A 19,593-nucleotide genomic window follows, 5' to 3' on the forward strand; every position below is an offset into this window, starting at 1 on the left:
ACCGGAACGGGACCATCCCTGTCCATGTTCGACGCACCGGTCGATACCTGGTATCTCTGGCTCGGCGTCGCGACGGCGAGCGCGCTCGCGTTCGGGGTCGCAGCCACGCTCCCGACGACGGTTCCGCCGGACGCCCAGCGGGCGGCGGCGACGGTCGACGCCGTGGCGACCAGCCCGCACAACGCGACTGGCGAGCACAGCGTGGACGCGACGGCGGTCGAGCTCGGCAGCCGTCGTATCGCCCTACGGAACGACGGCGGCACCGCGCACGCGGCGTTCGCCTACGGTCCCATCACACCGGTCCGGGACGGGACGGCGCTCGCGGCGGTCCTCCGTGGCGAACCGCCAGCGAAAGTGTTTCAGAACGCCACGGCGTTCCGGGCGGCTGCAGCGGAGGCACGGAACCGAACTCGCGCGTGGCGAGAGACGGCAGGCCGGCTCGTCGTTCGCCGCGTCACCTGGGAGGGGGTCGATGTCACGCTCGTCGGCGCGTAGGGGACAGGTCGAGCCGGTCGCGGCCATCGCCGCGGTGTTCGCGCTCGGCGTCGGGCTGACGATCTACGCGGGCGCGGTCGGCGACGCACTCCCGGGCACCGAACCCCGGAACGTCGCCCAACCCACCCTGTCGGCGGTCGAGGACGCCGTCGAGACCGGCGGCGTGGTCCGGCCGGGTCGACTGGATCGCGTGCAATCCGCGGCACCGGCGGGGCGGCGGCTGAACGTGACACTGACCGCCGGCGACCGGCGATGGACTCGGGGTGCGTCGCCGCCGGAATCTGCACAGCGGGCGAGTACGCGGGTGAGCGTCGGACTCGGATCGGGACGGGTCCAGCCGGGGCGGCTCACAGTGAGGGTGTGGTGATGCGAGCGATCAGCACGGTACTCGACACCGCCCTCTTTCTCCTGCTCGTCGGGGTTGCGGTCGGCACCCTCGCACTCGTCACGAGTGCGCCACCGCCGGCGAGCGCCGACGCAGCCGACGGCGTGGCCGACACGCTCACGACGAGTGCGGCGACGGTTCACTACACGCTCGCGCCGGGCGCACGGCAGGCGTCGTCACGGGTCGTCGACTTCCCGATAACGGAGGGTGTGGCCTTCCAGCGGACGGCCCACGGGACGCTCGCGAGCCACCTCTCGACGGCCGCGCTCGGCAGTCTCGCCGTTAATGGGAAGCGCGTCACCCGCACGCGAGCGGACTACCAGCGGGCGGTGGCGAACGCGACCCGAAACCTGACCCGAGGACGGACTCACCTCGCACAGATCCGCGCACGCTGGGAGCCGTATCCCGGCGCGCCGATCCGGGGCACGTACACCGTCGGTCCCACGCCGCCACCCGACGAGACCGTCCACGCCGAGACGGTCGTCGTGGCGAGTGGCCTCCCGTCGGCCCGCGGCCCTGCACGGCGAGCGGCGGCCGGGAACCGGACGAACGCCACCTTCGAGCGAGTAGGGGCGGTCGTGGCCCGGCGAATCGTTCGGGGGCTGTTCCCGCCGGACCGAACCCGGAGCGCACTGCTCGGTGACTATCCGGTCGAGGGACTGGTGACCTACCGGTACGAGCGACTGGGGCGCTTGCTCGGCGCGAGCGTGACGCACCCGGCAGTCGCCGACAATGCCACGAAAGCCAACGACAGGCTCGCGACGGCGCTGGGTGAGCGACTGGCCGCGGACATGCACAGCCGTTTTCGCTCGCCCCGGGACGCGGCCGACGCGGTGGCGGTCGGAGAGGTCCGGATCACCGTCCGGACGTGGTCGCCGTGACGCGGCGAGTCAGCTTTCGGGACGACGCCCGTGGATGGCTCCCGTTCGCGCTGGTCGGCGTCCTCCTCCTAGTGGGGAGCGTGGCGCTGTTCGTGGGGCTCCAGCCGGATCGGCCGGCCGCGGACCCGGCGACGGACGTGGCCGTCGAGCGCGTCGTCGGCGAGACACAGACGGCGATCCGGACGGCGGTCGTCGAAGCCGGTGACGCCGCGGCGCGGGATCCGGTCCTCGACCGCGCGAACACGTCGGCCGGGCGGGTACTCTCCGACGAGACGCCGTTCAGGGACGCCCTGCGCGTCCGGATCTATCTGCGAGCGCGGGAGCGACTGGACGAGCTGACAGTCAGGCGCGGCGACGTGACGGCGACCGCCTCACTTCCGGCGACGCCGAACGCCAGCAGTCTGGCGTCGGCTATGGAGCGGGTCCACGTCGAAGCGGCCGACGACAACCGGACGCGGCTGAGAGTGCGCGTCGAGAACCTCACTGTGACCGCCCGGCGTGGGAACAGGACGGTCGTCAACCGGACGGTGAGCCCGACGGTCGTGGTCCGGACGCCGGTGCTGGCCGTCCACGAGCGCGTCGGTCGCTTCGACCGACGATTGAACGCCGGGATCGGACGACCGGGGCTGACCAGTCGGTTGACGGCACAGCTGTACCCCTTAGTCTGGGCGCGTGGCCACGCCCAGTACTGGTCCGGCGGGGCGGCCATCGAGAACGTGCTGGCGAACCGCCACGTCGAGATCACGACCAACGGCGCGATCCTGCGTGAACAGCGCCACCTGTTCGGCCGGAGTGACGCGGCCGGTCGACGGGCGATGGACCGGGCGATGGTCGGCGTGGCCACGACCGACCTGCTCCGCGGCGCGGGAATCCCGGCCGGGTACGTCAAGACACTGTTCCGGGGTGGGCGGCCGGGACCGAACGTCCCCGTCGAGATCCCGTCACTTGATACCAGCACCGGCGCGCCCGACGCCGGGGACCGGATGACAGTCGGCGTCAACGGCACCGCCGACCGGGGACTGGCCAGGGCCGCCGCGCCGGTGAGTCTCCGGTCGCTCGTCCGGTCGCTCTACAGCGCCGAGGTCGAGACGATCAGCGAGGTAGATCGGACGAGCGGGTCCCTGCCGAGTTGCTGGACCATCCAGCCAGAGGGCTGGTGGCAGCTCGACTACGAGGGTGTCGACGGGAGCGACCCGGTCGTGAAAGGGACGACCGAGGAGAGCCCGCAGGTCCCGGACGGCTGGCACGCGTTCGCCTCCTACGGGCGACGGGTGCGACAGGAGCGGACGAAGTACTGCCACTGGGTCGACGGCAACGAGACGACCGTCACGGCGGCGAGCGACACGTTCCGATTCGACGTGGGGGTGGCGCTGATCGGCCGGCACGCCCACACCGAATACGCACCGGCTCGCGGGATCGAAACGGTTCACGAAGCCGGCGCGGGGCCGCTCGACGGCCCGAACCTGGCCAACGTCAGTCGACGGGCGCGACTGCGACTCGTCGAGGGGCGAGGCGGGCCGGACGAACTCGCGAAGATGGCGGTCAAGGAGGGAGAAAATATCACCGGTCGCCGGACCATTCAGGGACGAGTTCCCGACGGGATTCACCGGTGGCTGCTGGCCGACCTCGCGACCTTCCGGGACCGGGTCGCGAACGTCTCCGTGACCGTCGAGCGTGGCCGTGCCGGCGCGTTCGAGGCGAACCCGGCGGCCGAACTGCACCGGAAGCTCGCCGGGCTGGTGGACCCGCCGAGCGAGTACGGGAGCGTCGCCGAGAAGGCGCGGTTCGCCGCCCGGGGCGTGTTCGTCGAACGGACACGGCAACTCCTCGCGGAGCGGGCCGACAGACAGCAGGAGCGCGAACGAAACCTCGGTGAGGCGGTCGGGAGCGCTGGCGGCGGCTCGACGGAACTGCTCGGGGCGGCACTGGAAAACCGGACAGGTGTCGAGACAGCGGCCGAGACGGGTATCGACGGGGTCGACATCACCGCCGTCGATGGGTCTCCGGCGTATCTGACCGTCGCGGAAGTCGGCCCGAAGTACGCCGACTCGTTGCCCGATGACGCGCGCATCAGTCCCCTGGCGGCGAGAAATGTCAACCTGTTCGCGTCCCCACACGGCGACGTTGCGGACACCCTGCTCGGGAGCGTCGATCTCGGGTCGACGGTCGGCCTCCGGACGGCCGCCCGGACCCTCCACGCGACGCGATCTGCCAGCGAGCTGACGACGGAAAACGAGACGCTCGACCGCGCGCTCGACCGGAAATCGAGGTCACTCGACGGTGTAGTCCGGCGGAAGGTCGGGGACGCCCGAAAACTACTCAGAGACCAGCTGGCCGATTTCGGAATCGGTGACGACGAGACGGAACGCCGCCGCATCGTCGACGACGCGCTCGCACAGTGGGAGGGACCGGGCGCGAAAGCGCTGGCGCTGACGAACGGGTCGGCCGCGGCGGCCGTCGCCGACCGAGCGGTCGAGCACAACGACGCCAGGCGCGACAGCCTGCGTGCAACCCTTCAGTTGCTCTTGCACGCGACGGCGACCGGCGAGGATACGCGGGTCTCGCGGACGAAGATCAGCACGACCTCGGAGTTGCTCCGGCAGAAAGTCAAGATGAGCCTGGCCGCCGGCATCGAGAACGCGACCCGAGAGGGTGCGAGCCGACTCGCCGACAAACTCGACGAGCGACTGGCGCGGTCGGTGAACAGAGTTCCCGCGGGTCTCCCCATCGTCCCTGCCGGCCCGGCGTGGTGGGTGACGGTGAACGCCTGGATCGTCGACGTTCGCGGCGGGTACGACCGCTTCACCGTTCGGGCGGAGACCGGTTCGGCCAGTGGCCCCGGCGGTTCGCTCACCTACGTGCGGGACGGTGGCGTCGCGAGCGTCGACTACGACGACGACGGCCAGGCCGAACGGCTCGGGCACGCAGACCGAATCTCCTTCGCGTCCCGGACCGGCGTCGTCATCGCGGTCCCGCCGGGACCACAGGGTGTCGGCGACAAGGACGGGAACGTGGACGAACGGTCCGCGAGCTGGACCGACTGGCAGGCCGTCCGTCCGGGGCGGGACAGCGGTCCGGCAGTCCCGAACACCTGGCCGGACCACCGGTGACCCGAGACGCAGGCCACACCCGGCCGCTCCGGACGAGACCGGGGGATCATAATTTAAAGGACTGCATATTTGAGGCAAACTATTGATTAAGTTTATAACTAGATCGAAACTGATTTTATCCCGATATCTGAGGATTCTGGTGTGCAGTCGACAGATATGATGCAGTTGGTGATTGGGGACGCCAACGGCGGGAGGGGACGGACACGTGCGGCCGTTCTGTCCGCACTCGTCGTGGTGTCTCTGCTGGCATCGATACCGGGTATCGCCGCGGCGTCTGCCGCGACCACCGGGCAACAGGCGGTGGCCGAATCGACCGCGGCCGCCGACGGACAGGCACCCTACGGAGGCGAACCCGTCGAACTGCCGGGTCGGATCCAGGCGGAGAACTACGACACTGGCGGGAGCGGTGTCGCGTTCAACGAGGAAGGCTGGTTCGACCTCGGTGACGACTACCGGGACGACCGGGTCGACGTGGAAGCGAGCGACGGCGGCGGGTACAACGTCGGCTGGATCGAGACCGGCGAGTGGCTCGAATACACCGTCTCGGTCCAGCAGGCCGGAACCTACAACCTGAGCGCGCGGGTCGCCTCCGACGACTTCTGGGGTGGTGGCGGTGCCTTCCACGTCGAAGTCGACGGCGAGGACGTGACCGGGACGGTCGGCTTCGACGGAACCGGCGGCTGGCAGTCCTGGGAGAACGTCTCCGCAGGCCAGGTCGATCTGACCGAGGGCGAACACGTGATCCGCGTCACGGCCGAGGCGGACGACTGGAACTTCGACGCCCTCGACTTCGAGTACGCGGATGCCGACGAGGAGAACGTCTCCGCTGACCTGCGAACAATCGGCTTCGACCGGACAAAAACCGGCGAAGTCGGTACGGACGATCCCGTCGCCGACCGCTTCGGCGGTCTGTACGAACCGGTCGGGTTCGACGTTGACACCGGGGAAGCGGCCCGGATCACGATGTCGGCCGCGCCCGAGGACGTCGACGCCGCGCTGAACCTCGTGGCACCGAACGGGACCGTGGTCGCGACGGCCGACGGGACCGGCACGACGGCCGAACTGGCCACCCAGTTCACTCGCTCCGGCGAGTACACCGTCGCCGCCGGAAGCACCGACAACGCGACGTTCAACTACACGTTGACGACCGAGCGGATCGAGCCAGTGGGCGATCTCGAAGCCATCGGCGTCGGTGAGACGAAGACGGGCGCGGTCGACGCACTCGACCCGACCGCGGACGTGTACGGCGGTCACTACGAGTCCGTCGCGCTCTCGCTCCAGGCGGGCCAGACGGTCGAACTCGACGCGACGCCCGACGCGACCGACGACGACGCGAACGCGCGACTGGTCGCGCCGGACGGCTCGGTCGTGGCCAGCGACACCGCGTCCGACCGAACCGCCGCGCTCGGCCCCTACACGGCCGACACGGCTGGCGAGTACGAAGTCGTCGTCTCCAGCGGCGACGGCCAGGCGTTCACCTACACGCTGTCGGTCTCGGCGGTCCAGGTGGACGACCCCGCCAGCGACCTCCGGGCCATCGACGTGAACGACCGGCGGACCAGTCGGATCGACGCCGACGATCCGTCGGCGGCCAAGTACGGCGGCAGTTACGAACCGGTCAGGATCAACCAGTCCATCGCGTACAAGGACCGGGTGTGGATCAACCTCACGGCGACCGACGGCAGTACCGCCGCGAACGCCACGCTCGTGGGTCCGGACGGGACGGTCGCCGCCACGGGCACCCAGGACGGTGCCGCCTCGACGATCTACACGAAGCTCACGACCACCGGGAACTACACCGTCATCGCGGCGACTGAGGACGGGACGCCGCTGAACTACACGCTCTCGGTCGGCCGCGCACCGTGGAACCTCGTCGGCCCGGACGAGAAAGTGACCGGCGAGATCGGCCGGTTCGACCCGGTGTCGGACCGGTTCGAGGGCCGCTTCGACCGGCTCGATATCGCGATCAGTCGCTCCCGGACGCCGTACGGCCGGGTGGCGCTCGAAGCGGACGACCCGACCGCGACGGCGAAGGCGTACATCGTCCGCAACGACGGGACCATCGTCGCCGAATCCGACGCCAGCGGACCCGAGGCGGTCGCCGCCCACCGGCTCGACAGTTCCTACAGCTACGACATGGTCCTCGCCAGCGGTGGCGACGACAGCTTCGCGTACGAGATGTCGTACTTCGTCGACGCGGACGGTCGCGTCGACGACACCGCCGACCTGCGCTCGATCGGCACCGGCGAGCGGAAGGCCGGCGAGATCGGTGACGACGACGCCATCGACCTCGACTTCGGCGGCTACTACGAACCGGTGAACGTCTCGGCGACGGCCGGCGAGACGCGACGGGTGACGATGACGGCCGACGACGACGGTGCCGCCGCGCACCTGTACCTGATCGATCCGGACGGTGCTGTCGTCGCGGAGTCGACCGGCGACAGCGCCACGGCGGAACTCACCCACCGCTTCGCCCAGTCCGGCGAGTACACCATCGCCGCCGCGAACGCGGGCGGGACGACGCTGGGCTACAACCTCTCGGTGAACGGTACCGACACGACCGACCTCCGCTCGGTCACCTTCGGCGAGACACTGTTCGGTGAGATCGACGAGGCCGACCCGAGCGCCGCCGAGTACAACGGCTCGTACGAGCCCGTCACCTTCTCGGCCGAGGCCGGCCAGGAAGTCGCCATCGAAGCGGTCATGAACTCCGAGCCGAGCGACCCCGCCTCCATCGACCTGTACCTGGTCGACCCGAGCGGGACGGTCGTCGCCACGGCCGGCGAGTACGACGAGGCCCTGATCGGCCCGACCACGCTCCAGCAGACGGGCGAGTACACCGTCGTCGTCGGCGGCACCGCCCCCGATGGATTCGACGACCTGTTCCGGTACAACCTGACGGTCAACCGGCCACAGGACCTGCCGGACCTGCGCTCGATCACCGTCGGTGAGACCAAGGCTGGCGCGACCGACCGGTTCGACCCGACGGCCAGCGAGTACAACGGGACCTACGAACCGGTGACGTTCGACGGGACGGCCGGCAACGCCGTCGACATCGAGCTGCGCTCCGACGAGCCCAACACGCGGACGGAGCTGTATCTGGTCGACCCGAACGGCACGGTCGTCGCCAAGGCACGGGCGTACACCGTCGACCAGACCATCCCGGCCCACGTGCTGGACCAGACCGGCGAGTACACCATCGTCGTCGGTGCGGACGCCTACGAGGGACGGTTCGACTACACGCTGTCGCTGACGCGACCCTGATCGGGCCGTAGACAGCCGCCAGCGTCCTTTTTTGACCGGAGGTTCGAGCGGCACCGCCGCGACCGGCCGACGGTGAATGTCCCCGACTTCGCCATGTTCAAGCCGGGCGACTGCGAGGCGTGACACATGACACGCTCCGTCTGGCTGAAAGCCGACGACGAAGTCGGCGACTGGGAGACACGCAAACGCCGCATCACGGCCGGCCTGGAGGCCGGCGTGGACTGGGTGCTGGTCGACGAGTCCGACGTGGAACGCGTCCGCGAACTCGGCGAAGTCAACGTCGCCGCCTTCTCGAACGGCGACGTACACGTCATGGAGGCCGAGGAGGACGAGACCAACGCCGACGCCGTCGTCGTCGGCAAGGACGGCGAGGGCGACGGCACCGTCGATCTGCCCACCGACTTCTCCGGCTCTGCCGATCTCTCCTCGCTGCGCTCGAACGGCGACAGCCCGCAGGGCGGCTACGTTCGCATCCTGAACGAGGACTACGAAGCTTTCGCCCAGGCGGTCGCCACCGAGGCCGAGTACACCCTCGTCATCGGCGAAGACTGGCAGATCATTCCCCTGGAGAATCTCATCGCCCGCATCGGTGAGGAGACCGACCTCATCGCCGGCGTCCAGACCGCCGAGGAGGCTCGCACCGCCTTCGAGACGCTCGAACTCGGGTCGGACGGCGTCCTGCTCGACACCGACGATCCCGACGAGATTCGCAAGACGGTGGAGGTCCGTGACGAGAGCCAGCGCGAGTCCGTCGACCTCCAGTGGGCCGAGGTCACGGCCATCGAACAGACCGGCTCCGCCGACCGCGTCTGTGTCGACACGGGCAACCTCATGGAACACGACGAGGGGATGCTCGTCGGCTCCATGAGCCGGGGCCTCTTTTTCGTCCACGCCGAGACGGCCGAATCGCCCTACGTCGCCTCCCGGCCCTTCCGGGTCAACGCCGGTGCCGTCCACGCCTACGTCCGCACGCCCGACGGCGGGACGAAGTACCTCTCGGAACTCCGCAGCGGCGACGAGGTGCAGGTCGTCGACACGAACGGGAACACCCGCGAGGCCATCGTCGGCCGCGTAAAAATCGAGAAGCGACCGATGTTCCGGGTGCAGGCCGAAACGGAGGAGGGCGACCGCATCGAGACCCTGCTCCAGAACGCCGAGACGATCAAGGTGGCCACGAGCGAGGGCCGGAAAGCGGTCACGGACCTCGAGGTCGGCGACGAGCTGAAGGTGTTCTACGAGGACACCGCCCGCCACTTCGGCGAGGCCGTCGACGAGAGCATCATCGAGAAGTAGCCGGTCGTTTTTCCCTCGCGGGGTTCGGATTCTTACGTTGTTTTCAGTGGCCCCGACGTAACTAACGATGTTTCCGCTACCTCGGGATTTTTGCACTTGCGTAACGATCAGTGATTGATGGCACAGACACCACAGACCGAGCGATCCGAACCGGAGCTATCAGCGGACGCGGACTGGAACTGCCTGTACGTCGACGGGGACTGGCACGGGCCGGGCGACCGTGACACAATCTCCGTCGAGGACCCCTCCACACGCGAGGAGTGGACACGGGTCCCCGCGGGCACCACCGAGGACGTAGACGACGCCTACGCGGCGGCGACGAGCGCTCAGGAGCGCTGGGCGGAAAAGAGCCCGGACCAGCGGGCCGAGGTCGTCCAGACGGTCTACGCGCTGATGGACGAGTACGAGGACGAACTCACCGAGTTGCTGATGGCCGAGTCGGGCAGTGCCCAGCTCAAGAGCAACGTCGAACTCCAGACGGCCGCGGGCGGCGTCGCCGAGGCGGCGACCTACCCCTCGCGGGCCGGCGGCGACATTCGGGATTCGACCATCGAGGGCAAGGAGAACCTCGTCAAGCGGGAACCGGCGGGCGTCGTCGCGGTCATTCCGCCGTGGAACTTCCCCTTCCACCTCTCGATCCGTGCGGTCGCGCCCGCGGTCGCGCTGGGTAACGGCGTCGTCATCAAGCCCGCCTCGGACACGCCGGTCACGAGCGGGCTGGCCATCGCCAAGCTGTTCGAGATGGCCGGGGCACCGCCGGGACTGGTCAACTGCGTCCCCGGCAAGGGGTCCGAGATCGGTGACCGCGTGGCGGGCCACCCCGACGTGGACGTGGTCGCCTTCACCGGCTCTACCGAGGTCGGCCGCCACGTCGCGAAACAGGCCGTCGACTCGCTGGCCTTCCCCGCGATGGAACTGGGCGGGAACGGCCCCAACGTCGTCCTCGAAGACGCGGATCTGGACAACGCCCTCTCGGGGAGCGCGTTCGGCAGTTTCTCCCACCAGGGACAGGTCTGTATCTCGATCAACCGCCACCTCGTCCACGAGTCCATCTACGACGAGTTCGTCGAGGGGCTGGTCGAGAAAGCCGAGATGCTTCCCGCGGGAAGCGTCCACGACGGCAACATCGTCGGTCCGATCATCAACGAGTCCCAGCGCGACCAGATCCTCCAGTTTATCGAGGACACGGTCGATCAGGGCGCGACACTCGAAACCGGCGGCGACACGGTCGAGTTGGACGGCGTCGAGGACTCGCTGGTCGTCGAGCCGACGGTGCTGTCCGATGCCACGAACGAGATGACCGCGGCCTGTAACGAACACTTCGGGCCGGTCGCGCCGGTCATTCCGTTCTCGGACGACGAGGAGGCCATCGAACTGGCCAACGACACGGAGTACGGGCTGGCGGCCTCGGTCTGGTCGGGCGACCGCAACCGCGCCGAAGACGTGGCCGACGCCATCGACGCGGGGATGGTCCACATCAACGATCAGCCGATCAACGAGGAACCCAACGTGCCCTTCGGCGGCATGAAGGCCTCCGGGATCGGCCGGTTCCACGGCGACGCGATCATGCGGGAACTGACCGAGACGAAGTGGATCTCGGTCCAGCGCGAGCCGCGCCAGTTCCCGATGTAACGCCGGTCGGTCAGTTTTCTTCGGGCTCGCCGTTCAGTTTCGTCGTACACCAGTGACAGAACTCCAGATCCGGGTCGACCTCGCGGCCACAGCTTGGACACTGCGTCCCGTCGGCGACGCGCTGGGTGGCCTCGTTGTTCCGCGAGGCCAGGATGTACGCGTCGACCATGTTCATGCCCGTCACGGCCGAGAGGGCGACCACCGCCCGGAGCGGCATGGCGCGGGACATCTGCATCAGCGAGTCGACGGTCAGCGTCGTCGGGTAGACCCCGTCGGGGATCATGAGCGATCCGGTGAGAATGATGAGTCCGAACCACAGCAGCGCACGCGCCCACTCCCGCAGGTAGACGTGGCCGAGTCCCGGATAGACGAGTCCCAGCACGGCGGCGAGTAGCGGCCGCTTCCGTGCGCTGTCTGGCACTGTTCCGGATTTCTGTGATGGGCGGTTGTTAAGCTTCCGCCTTCGATAAACGGTGGTTCCGCCCCGCTCCGGCGGTTCGGCGGGACCGCCACTCAGTCCTCGGTCGGCTCCGACTCCAACTCGGCGACGAGTCGGCGCAACGTCGCGAGGTCGTACTGGCCGGGCGCGGTCGCATCGGCCGGGTCGACGGGTGCGTAGCCGATCTTCGAGCCGTACAGCGGCGCGACCGCCCGGGAGTGGCGGCCGGGTTCGCCCATCGCCATCGTCGCGACGCGGTCGCCGCCGGCCACGGAGGCCCGGGTCGCCGCCAGCAGTTCGAGCACGTCGTCGGTGGAGCGGGCCGTCACCGCCAGTTTGCCCACGTCGCCGTACTCGCAGGCCTGATCGAGCAACTGTCGGAGCTTGGGCGGTTCCGGCGTCTTCGCGAAGTCGTGGGTCGAGACGATGACGGCGGCCCCGTGATCGCGGGCGTGATCGATCACGCGCCCGCCGTCGCCCTCGGAGGCGGTCGTGAGTTCCACGTCGACGGCTTCGACTTTGGGGTGTTCGACGGCGGTACAGAGCGCGTCGAGGCGGGCGTCGTCGTCTTCTGCCTCCCCGCCCTCGAAGTCCGCGCGGTTGGTCACGATCAGCGGCAACTCCCCGTCGTAGTCGGCGAGTGCCGCGAGCGGGTCCGTCGCGAGGTCCATGCGGAACTCGACGGCGTCTGCGTCTTCGCGGGCGGCCGGCTCGTCCCCCAGATCGGCCGTGGCCGCCGCCAGCACGAACGACTCGAAGTCCATACCTCGGGTCAGTCCGAGTCCGAACAAAAACCTGTCCACTTGGCAGTTCAGGTGCCCGACACCAGATTCACGAGGAAGACCAGGTACATGAGGACCAGCGTCGCCCCCTCCCAGCGGGTGACCTCGCGGTCCTGGGTCACGAACAGGTACAGCACCGTCGCCAGCACCATCGCCGGCAGACCGTAGCTCCGGATCGTCGGCGGGATCGTGAGCGGCCCGACCAGCGACGCGACGCCCATGACGCCGAAGGCGTTCACGACGTTCGAGCCCAGGATCGCGCCGACGGCGACCGCCGTGTCGCCCCGCCGTGCGGCCATCGCGCTGACGGTCAGCTCGGGCAGGACCGTCCCGATAGAGAGCGCCGTGACGGCGATCACGGCGGGTTCGACCGCGAGCGCCGACGACAGGGCGACCACCGAATCGACCAGCACCGACGCCGACGCGACCACGAGGAGGAGACCCCCGACGAACGCCGCGTAGGTCACCACGCCGATGGGCGGTTCCTCGATGTCCGTCTCGACCGCCTCGACTTCCTCGACGATCTCGGGGACGGACACGTCGCGCTGGGCGATAGTGAAGTGGACGTACACCGCGAGCGCACCGAGCGCGATGACACCCTCGATCCGGGTGAACGGACTCGTCCAGATCGCGAGCGCGAGGAACGCGGCCGAGGCCGCAAAGAGGGGCAGGTCCACCTGCATGAGGTCGCGCTCGACGCGCAGGTCCCGGCCGACGACCGCGGCGGTGCCCAGCACGAGGAAGACGTTCGAGACGTTCGACCCGACGACGTTGCCGACGACGATGCCCGGTTCGTCACGCAGGACCGCGAGCACGGCCGCGATCAGTTCCGGCAGGGACGTTCCGATGGCTACGACGGTCATCCCGATGACGAAGGGTGAGAGCCCGAGCGCGAGGCCGATCTTCTGGGCGGCGTCGGTGAACAGATCGGCCGACCACAGAAGGACCGCCAGCCCGCCGACGAACAGCGCCACCGCGACCGGCAGACTCGCCATGGGCCGAGTTCACCGCTCGACGTGAAAAGCCCCGACCTCCCGGCAACGCTGGCGGGGCCGGGCGATATCAGTACGGTTCGTGGGTCGCCAGGTAGCGGTGGCCGTCGTCGGTCCGCTCGCTCGCCACGTCGGCGACGGTGTACAACCGGATCTCCCGTTCGTTCTTGGTCGTCACGGGGAACTCGTAGTTCGCGGCCTCGTAGCCCGGTGGGTCGCCCTCGGCGCGGCGGCGCTCGACGAACTCGCGGTGGGCGTCGAGGCGGTCGCCAGCGAGTCGCTCGGAGAGTCCGGGGACCTGCTCGACGCTCTCACCGATGGCGTCGGCGAAGGCCGGATCGAGTTCGTAGCCCACGGAGTCGCGGCCGGCGACCATCGCCGCGATGGTCGTCGTCCCCGTCCCGAGGAACGGGTCGAGTACGGTATCACCGTACGTCGAGAACATCCGGATCAGGCGGAGCGGGATTTCGAGGGGGTAGGCCGCGGAGCGCTCGCGCGTCCCGTCGCCGTCGAGGTGCTGATCCTCGCCCAGGATCTCCCAGCAGTCCGAGAACCACTCGTTGCGCTCCTCCCAGAAGTACGCGCTCTCGTAGCGGTCGTCGTCGCCCGGCGGGAACTCCCGGAGGTCGCCGTTCCGAAAGACGAGGACGTGTTCGTGTTCCAGCGTCGGGTAGGCGTTTGGCGGCAGGGTGCCCGACCCCATGAACTTGCTCGGGCTGTTGGTGGGTTTCCGCCAGAGGATCTCCGGGAGGCTGGTGAACCCGTGATCGCGCATCCGGGTGACGATTTCGGCGTGGTTGGGCCACAGCTGGAACTGGCCGTCCACGGTACGAGTCGCGTCGCCGACGTTGATACAGGCGATGCCGCCCGGAGCCAGGACGCGTTCGAGTTCGGCCCAGACGGTGTCGAGCGCGTCGTGCATCAGCCGGAAGGCGCGGTCGCCGTCGCCCTCGTCGAGCGCGGTCTCGACCGCGGGGTCCAGGTCCGCGAACAGGTCGTCCCACTGCTCGACCAGGGGGTACGGGGGCGAGGTCACGACGAGGTCGACAGCGTCGTCGTCGACGGCGGCCAGCCGCCGCGCGTCGTCGAGGACGACCCTGTGCTCGGTCTCCATGCGGGTGGCCACGCGCGGCCCCCATTCGACTCTTGTGGTCCTGTCGCTCCGGAGCCGGCGACTGCGGGAGAAATCGAACCGGGATCAGGCCATCGGGAGGTCCTGCTCGGCTTCCAGCAGTTCGTGGTAGCGGTTGCGGATGGTGACTTCGCTGATGTCCGCGACCTCGGAGACGGCGGCCTGGGTGGTCTTCTCGTTGGTCAGCAGGGCGGCCGCGTAGACGGCGGCGGCGGCGAGGCCGACCGGGGACTTCCCGGAGTGGACGCCCTGTTCCTTGGCGTTCTGGAGGAGCTGGCGGGCGCGGTGTTCGGCCTCGTCGGACAGTTCCAGCGACGAGGCGAAGCGTGGCACGTAGCTCTCGGGGTCCGCCGGCTTCACTTCGAGGCCGAGTTCGCGCACGACGTAGCGGTAAGTGCGGGCGATCTCGCTTTTCTCGACGCGGGACACGTCCGTAATCTCGTCGAGGCTGCGGGGCACGCCGGCCTGGCGCGCGGCGGCGTAGACCGAGGCCGTCGAGACACCCTCGATGGAGCGGCCCGGGAGGAGGTCCTCGTCCAGCGCGCGGCGGTAGATGACGCTGGCGGTCTCGCGGACGTTCTCGGGGAGACCCAGGGCGGAGGCCATGCGGTCGATCTCGCCGAGGGCCTGCTTGAGGTTGCGCTCCTTGGAGTCGCGGGTCCGGAATCGCTCGTTCCACTTCCGGAGCCGCTGCATCTTCTGGCGCTGGCGACTGCCCAGGGAGTTGCCGTAGGCGTCCTTGTCGCGCCAGTCGATGTTGGTCGAGAGCCCCTTGTCGTGCATCATGTTGGTGGTCGGGGCTCCGACCCGCGATTTCTCGTCTTTCTCGCTGGCGTCGAACGCGCGCCACTCGGGGCCGCGGTCGATCTCGTCTTCCTCGACGACCAGTCCGCAGTCCTCACAGACCGTCTCGCCGTGTTCGTTGTCCATGACGAGGTGACCGCCACACTCCGGGCAGTCTACCTCCTCGGCCTCGTCGGTCTCCTCTGCTGTCGTCTCGTCGGTCGTGCGCGTTCGCGCTCTCGTGTTCTCGCTCATTGGTACGAAGGCGAATGCTATCCGGGCAGGTGTGACCTGAAAATTCCCGGACAGTCGTGGGTAGCAAATACATTACGGCGAAACTTATTTAAATGTTTCGGTGCCGTTCGCTTTTCTCCGGGTAACAGGTTCTACGTATCTGATTTCGTCCGGATGGTTGGAGTATTAATACGTTGTTACGGTGTGACACCCCACACCCTGAGCGGCCCGTTCAAAAAGCGGCCGTCCACGTCACTCGATGGCGCGTTCGACGTGGTCGACGACGTAGTCCGCGAACTCCTCGCCGGCCTGCTGGTCGAACTGACTGCGCAGGTAGCGGAAGGAGAGGTTGACTTCGCCCTGGAAGGTCGCGACGCCGATGGAGACCGGGGTGCCTCGCCAGGCCGGCGGCGAGAACCACGGCCGCTCCTCGGCGTCGGGTTCGAGCGAGGGCATCGCCGGAATCCGGCCGAGGTTCGACAGCATCGCGGTGTCGAGCAGTCGGCGACCGGGGCCACGGAGCAGGCGCGGCAACTGGCGTTTCAGCTCCACCGGCGTCCCCGGCGGCAACATCTCGAGGATCTTGTAGAGCGCGGCTGCCCGGTCGCGCTCGGTGAGTTCCTCGGTCTGCTCGCCGATCTCCCGGGCCGCAGTCATGTGGTCGGTCCGGTCCCGGGTGCGGGTCTCGACGCTCTCGAACATCGAGTACATCCCGGCGACCTGGTAGAACCAGTCGTCGGGCCGGAGGTTGATCGGCATCATGACGCTGATCTTCCGGGCGGACTCCCCGTGGTCCTCGTTCCACTCTGCGATGGCCATGTGCAGGGCCGCCTGCAACACGTCGTTGACGGACACGCCGTCGGGCCGGTCGCCGATGAGCCGCGCCGTCAACTCGGCGTCGAGTTTGCGCCTGGCGAACCGCCAGCCCGCCTCGTCCGTGCCGCCGACCCGTGCGATCCGGGTCGGCGAGTCGACCACGTTCTGGAGGTGCCGCGTCGCCGAATCGACCACGTTCAGCCCGTCGTCCAGCGACGAGGGGCGCAGGTCGTCGAGCATCGACCGCGACTCCCGGAAGCTCACGGAATCCTGCATCGGTTCGTCGCCGCGGTAGGCCTCACAGAGCGCCTGGGCGATCCGCAGGGTACCAACGCCGTCGGCGGCGACGTGATTCATGCTCACCAGTATCCGGTCGCCGCCGTCGATCCCCGCACCTCTGACGACCAGCACCCGAAACGGCGGTTCCTCGGTCAGGTCGAACCGTCGGTAGTAGAGCTGGTTCTGGATCTCCTCGAGGTCCCGCCCGCTTCCGTCGATCGCACCGACCTCGACCTCGTACTCGTCGTCGGGAAGCTCCCACTCGAAGCGGGTCGACGAGAGATCGCTCGGCCGCTTGCGGGCCCCGGCGATCGGATGGACCGCACAGGCCGTCGCGGCGGCCTCACCCAGGCGGTCGACGTCGACCGTCACCGTCGTTTCGAGTTCGGCCTGGATGTTCCAGGGCTGGAACTCGTGTTCGATGTGATGCACCGACTCCTCGATCATCGAGAACGGAACTGTCGTACTCACCGGTTCTCACCCCGTTTCTGACCCCACATACACGAGAGAACACCGTGGCCGCACATAAATTCACACCAATCGCTTCGATTTTTGGGAACGAGCGGCCTGAGAGCGGGGTTCGGACACAACGCACAAGGCCACCCCCGCCCCAGGGCTCGACATGCGCGTCGCAGTCGGCAGCGAGAATCCGGTGAAGGTGGCCGCGACCAGACGAGCCCTCCCCGACGCGGTCGCCGAACCCGTCGACGTGGCGTCGGGCGTCCCGGAACAACCCCGCGGGCGCGACCAGACGATCAGCGGCGCACGGAACCGCGCCGAAGCCGCGCTGGCCGCGACCGACGCCGCCCTCGGCGTCGGCATCGAGGGCGGCGTCGCCCGCGTCGAGGGAACCGACGGCCTCTTTCTGATCATGTGGGCCGCCGTCACCGATGGCGAGCGCTGGGGCGTCGGCGGCGGCCCGAGCCTCAGGCTCCCCGACGACGTGGCCGCCCGCGTCGCGGACGGGGCCGAACTCGGGCCGGTGATGGACGATCTGCTCGACACCGAGGGCGTCGCAGAACGAGAGGGGGCGGCGGGTGTCCTCACCGGCGAGCGGATCGACCGCGAGTCGGCGCTGGTCCACGCCGTCGCGAGCGCCGCCGGCCCGTTCGTGACCGAGCGGTACTAGGCCGCCTCGTCACCGGCGTCTGCGGCACTCGCGCTCGCCTCCTCGGTCTCGGCCACCGCAGTGGTCAGCGAGACGTTGAGCCACGCCATCGAGGTCAGTCCGCCGGCGATGGTGACCAGATTCTTGACCGCGTGATCGACGATGGCGATACCGAGCGCGACCAGCGCCGTGAGTGCGGGATTAGCGGTCAGGCCGACGACGATGATGGTGAACGCGCCCTCGTACAGCCCGATCCCACCGGGCGAGAGCGGGAGGATCTTCGCGAGGTTCCCGACGGAAACGGCGAAGAAGGCCACTGCGGTCAGGTACGGCGTCACCTCGATCCCGAAGGCCGCGAACACGATCAGCGCGGTCACCACGTCCAGCGTCCAGATGGCGAGGCTCCCGAAGCCGACCCGGAGGAAGGCCCCGCGGTCGCTGACGACCCGCTCCACGTCGCCGACGAACCGCTCGATCACGCCGGCGACGTACTCCGCGTAGGAGTCGTTGCTGATGGCCCGAACCGCCCGGCGCACGAGGTTGGTGTCCCGGCGCGCGTTGACGACGATGACCGCCACCGCGAGGATGGCGACCAGCCCGACGCCGGCCGCGACCCGCATCGCCGTGCCGGCCGCCGCGGCCGGGTTCAGCGTCTCCCCGCCGATGGTCACCGTACCCACGTCCGCCGCGATGGCCGCGGCGACCTCCTCGGTCCCGCCGGTGGCGACCAGCCCCAGGAGGACGCTCCCACCCAGGACCGTGATCGCCAGCAGGTCGAACACCCGCTCGACGGCCAGCGACGCGAACCCCGTGGGGTAGGGGATCGACCGCCGGGCCTTCACCACGTAGGCCCGCACCGCGTCACCGGCTCGCGCCGGGAACACGAGGTTGCCGGTCTGGCTGATGAATATCGCCCCGGTCAGGAACCACGTGTCGCCGTCGTAGTCCAGTCGCGAGAGGATGTCCCGGTAGCGCAGGCCACGGAGCGGCCACGAGAGCAGGTAGACCACTGCCGAGACCGCGACCAGCGCCGGGTCGGCCCCGGTGATCGCGTCCAGCACGGCCGCGGGTTCCAGATAGACGAGCATGAGCGCCAGCGCGACGAACACCAGCACCGACCCGGCGGTCATGCTCACCCGCCGGGTCAGGCGCGGACTCACGCTCAGTTGCCACCAGGTCCGGACGATCTGACTCCCCATCCCGAACACGTCTCGCACGAGGTCGACCTTCGAGTCGCCCTGTGGCGTCCACTCGACGGGAAACTCCGCGACCCGGTAGCCGGCCCGCTGGGCCCGGACGAGGACTTCGGTGTCCCAGAACCAGTGGTCGTCCTCCACGTCGTCCAGCAGGTCCAGCAGGGCATCGCGGTCGAAGGCCTTGAACCCACACTGGTGATCGAGCAGATCCGAGCGGAGGAACAGGCGGACCAGCCGGTTGTACCCCTTCGAGGGGATGCCACGCCTGGCCGGGCGGTCCGCGTCGGCTCCGGGCACCCACCGCGAGCCGGTCGCCACGTCGTACTCGCCGGAGCGAACGCGCTCGACCAGTTCTTCGAGGTGGCGCATGTCCGTCGCGAGGTCGGTGTCGAAGTAGACGAGAGTCTGGCCCTCGGCGGCGCGAAACGCCTGTCCGAGGGCTTTCCCCCGGCCCAGGCGCTCGTCGCTGTGGTAGTGGCGAACGCGGTCGTCCTCGCTGGCCAATCGGTCGGCGATCTCGGGCGTCCGATCCGCACAGCCGTCCTCGGCGACGATCACCTCGAACGAGCCGGCGGGGAGAAAGGAGTCGAGCGTCTCGAGGGTAACCTCGACCGTGTCCGCCAGGGTCGCCGCCTCGTTGTAGGCGGGGAGGACGACGCTCACCTCCCGAGTCGGACTCATTGCCCGTCTTTCCACCAGCGCGCAAAAGTACCTTCTGTTAGCCCACGCTCCGCCACGGCGGGGACGAGGCACCGAACCGCCCGCCACGCTA

Annotated in this window: 15 protein-coding genes; 8 read left to right on the forward strand and 7 right to left on the reverse strand. The window is 68.9% G+C overall.

Annotated elements, in window-relative coordinates; all coding sequences use genetic code 11:
• Positions 1–24 precede the first annotated feature (24 nt).
• From ACOZ4N_RS09890 to ACOZ4N_RS09920, 7 genes are all read left to right on the forward strand, one after another.
• Complete coding sequence (locus ACOZ4N_RS09890; protein WP_424019760.1) at positions 25–495, forward strand: DUF7283 family protein; 471 nt, start codon at positions 25–27, stop codon at positions 493–495.
• Positions 473–862, forward strand: coding sequence for a DUF7285 family protein (locus tag ACOZ4N_RS09895; protein WP_424019761.1), 390 nt, complete (start codon positions 473–475; stop codon positions 860–862). Before ACOZ4N_RS09890 ends, ACOZ4N_RS09895 begins: the two co-directional genes overlap by 23 nt.
• Positions 862–1,761 (forward strand): DUF7284 family protein, encoded by a 900-nt coding sequence (locus ACOZ4N_RS09900; RefSeq protein WP_424019762.1) that lies wholly within the window; start codon positions 862–864, stop codon positions 1,759–1,761. Before ACOZ4N_RS09895 ends, ACOZ4N_RS09900 begins: the two co-directional genes overlap by 1 nt.
• Positions 1,758–4,871, forward strand: coding sequence for a DUF7286 family protein (locus ACOZ4N_RS09905; protein ID WP_424019763.1), 3,114 nt, complete (start codon positions 1,758–1,760; stop codon positions 4,869–4,871). Before ACOZ4N_RS09900 ends, ACOZ4N_RS09905 begins: the two co-directional genes overlap by 4 nt.
• Before the next feature lie 141 nt (positions 4,872–5,012).
• The gene (locus ACOZ4N_RS09910) at positions 5,013–8,135 is read left to right on the forward strand and encodes a carbohydrate-binding protein (RefSeq protein ID WP_424019764.1); all 3,123 of its coding nucleotides are present in this window, start codon (positions 5,013–5,015) and stop codon (positions 8,133–8,135) included.
• 126 nt (positions 8,136–8,261) lie between these two features.
• Positions 8,262–9,428, forward strand: a complete 1,167-nt coding sequence (locus tag ACOZ4N_RS09915; protein WP_424019765.1) for a 3-dehydroquinate synthase II — start codon at positions 8,262–8,264, stop codon at positions 9,426–9,428.
• Positions 9,429–9,545: 117 nt separating this feature from the next.
• Positions 9,546–11,060, forward strand: coding sequence for an aldehyde dehydrogenase family protein (locus ACOZ4N_RS09920; RefSeq protein WP_424019766.1), 1,515 nt, complete (start codon positions 9,546–9,548; stop codon positions 11,058–11,060).
• Between the two features lie 10 nt (positions 11,061–11,070).
• Here ACOZ4N_RS09920 and ACOZ4N_RS09925 read toward each other — a convergent pair whose 3' ends face one another.
• The 6 genes from ACOZ4N_RS09925 to ACOZ4N_RS09950 form a co-directional block, all read right to left on the reverse strand.
• Positions 11,071–11,481 (reverse strand): DUF6677 family protein, encoded by a 411-nt coding sequence (locus ACOZ4N_RS09925; protein WP_424019767.1) that lies wholly within the window; start codon positions 11,479–11,481, stop codon positions 11,071–11,073.
• A gap of 92 nt (positions 11,482–11,573) precedes the next feature.
• A complete protein-coding gene (locus ACOZ4N_RS09930) occupies positions 11,574–12,263 on the reverse strand; it encodes a type I 3-dehydroquinate dehydratase (protein ID WP_424019768.1) in 690 nt (229 codons plus the stop codon).
• A gap of 47 nt (positions 12,264–12,310) precedes the next feature.
• Positions 12,311–13,276, reverse strand: coding sequence for a calcium/sodium antiporter (locus ACOZ4N_RS09935; protein WP_424019769.1), 966 nt, complete (start codon positions 13,274–13,276; stop codon positions 12,311–12,313).
• 67 nt (positions 13,277–13,343) lie between these two features.
• Positions 13,344–14,387 carry a DNA-methyltransferase gene (locus ACOZ4N_RS09940; RefSeq protein WP_424019770.1) on the reverse strand — a complete coding sequence of 348 codons (1,044 nt, stop codon included), beginning with the start codon at positions 14,385–14,387 and terminating at the stop codon, positions 13,344–13,346.
• Positions 14,388–14,471: 84 nt separating this feature from the next.
• The gene (locus ACOZ4N_RS09945) at positions 14,472–15,443 is read right to left on the reverse strand and encodes a transcription initiation factor IIB (protein ID WP_424019771.1); all 972 of its coding nucleotides are present in this window, start codon (positions 15,441–15,443) and stop codon (positions 14,472–14,474) included.
• Between the two features lie 231 nt (positions 15,444–15,674).
• Positions 15,675–16,988, reverse strand: coding sequence for a wax ester/triacylglycerol synthase domain-containing protein (locus tag ACOZ4N_RS09950; RefSeq protein ID WP_424019772.1), 1,314 nt, complete (start codon positions 16,986–16,988; stop codon positions 15,675–15,677).
• A gap of 151 nt (positions 16,989–17,139) precedes the next feature.
• On the opposite strand from ACOZ4N_RS09950, the gene ACOZ4N_RS09955 reads away from it, so the two are divergent.
• The gene (locus tag ACOZ4N_RS09955) at positions 17,140–17,646 is read left to right on the forward strand and encodes a DUF84 family protein (protein ID WP_424019773.1); all 507 of its coding nucleotides are present in this window, start codon (positions 17,140–17,142) and stop codon (positions 17,644–17,646) included.
• On the opposite strand, the gene ACOZ4N_RS09960 is transcribed toward ACOZ4N_RS09955, so the two are convergent.
• The gene (locus ACOZ4N_RS09960) at positions 17,643–19,502 is read right to left on the reverse strand and encodes a flippase-like domain-containing protein (protein ID WP_424019774.1); all 1,860 of its coding nucleotides are present in this window, start codon (positions 19,500–19,502) and stop codon (positions 17,643–17,645) included. The genes ACOZ4N_RS09955 and ACOZ4N_RS09960 overlap by 4 nt on opposite strands.
• Between the last annotated feature and the right edge of the window lie 91 nt (positions 19,503–19,593).

Origin of the sequence: Halorientalis pallida (assembly GCF_049605515.1) — an archaeon.
GTDB classification, from domain to species: Archaea; Halobacteriota; Halobacteria; order Halobacteriales; family Haloarculaceae; genus Halorientalis; species Halorientalis pallida_A.

What these genes read in the sequence shown, in the direction of transcription:
- ACOZ4N_RS09890 (WP_424019760.1), top strand. Translation starts at nt 25, where the DNA reads ATGTTCGACGCACCGGTCGATACCTGGTATCTCTGGCTCGGCGTCGCG.
- ACOZ4N_RS09895 (WP_424019761.1), top strand. Translation starts at nt 473, where the DNA reads ATGTCACGCTCGTCGGCGCGTAGGGGACAGGTCGAGCCGGTCGCGGCC.
- ACOZ4N_RS09900 (WP_424019762.1), top strand. Translation starts at nt 862, where the DNA reads ATGCGAGCGATCAGCACGGTACTCGACACCGCCCTCTTTCTCCTGCTC.
- ACOZ4N_RS09915 (WP_424019765.1), top strand. Translation starts at nt 8,262, where the DNA reads ATGACACGCTCCGTCTGGCTGAAAGCCGACGACGAAGTCGGCGACTGG.
- ACOZ4N_RS09920 (WP_424019766.1), top strand. Translation starts at nt 9,546, where the DNA reads ATGGCACAGACACCACAGACCGAGCGATCCGAACCGGAGCTATCAGCG.
- ACOZ4N_RS09930 (WP_424019768.1), bottom strand. Translation starts at nt 12,263, where the DNA reads ATGGACTTCGAGTCGTTCGTGCTGGCGGCGGCCACGGCCGATCTGGGG.
- ACOZ4N_RS09935 (WP_424019769.1), bottom strand. Translation starts at nt 13,276, where the DNA reads ATGGCGAGTCTGCCGGTCGCGGTGGCGCTGTTCGTCGGCGGGCTGGCG.
- ACOZ4N_RS09940 (WP_424019770.1), bottom strand. Translation starts at nt 14,387, where the DNA reads ATGGAGACCGAGCACAGGGTCGTCCTCGACGACGCGCGGCGGCTGGCC.
- ACOZ4N_RS09945 (WP_424019771.1), bottom strand. Translation starts at nt 15,443, where the DNA reads ATGAGCGAGAACACGAGAGCGCGAACGCGCACGACCGACGAGACGACA.
- ACOZ4N_RS09955 (WP_424019773.1), top strand. Translation starts at nt 17,140, where the DNA reads ATGCGCGTCGCAGTCGGCAGCGAGAATCCGGTGAAGGTGGCCGCGACC.
- ACOZ4N_RS09960 (WP_424019774.1), bottom strand. Translation starts at nt 19,502, where the DNA reads ATGAGTCCGACTCGGGAGGTGAGCGTCGTCCTCCCCGCCTACAACGAG.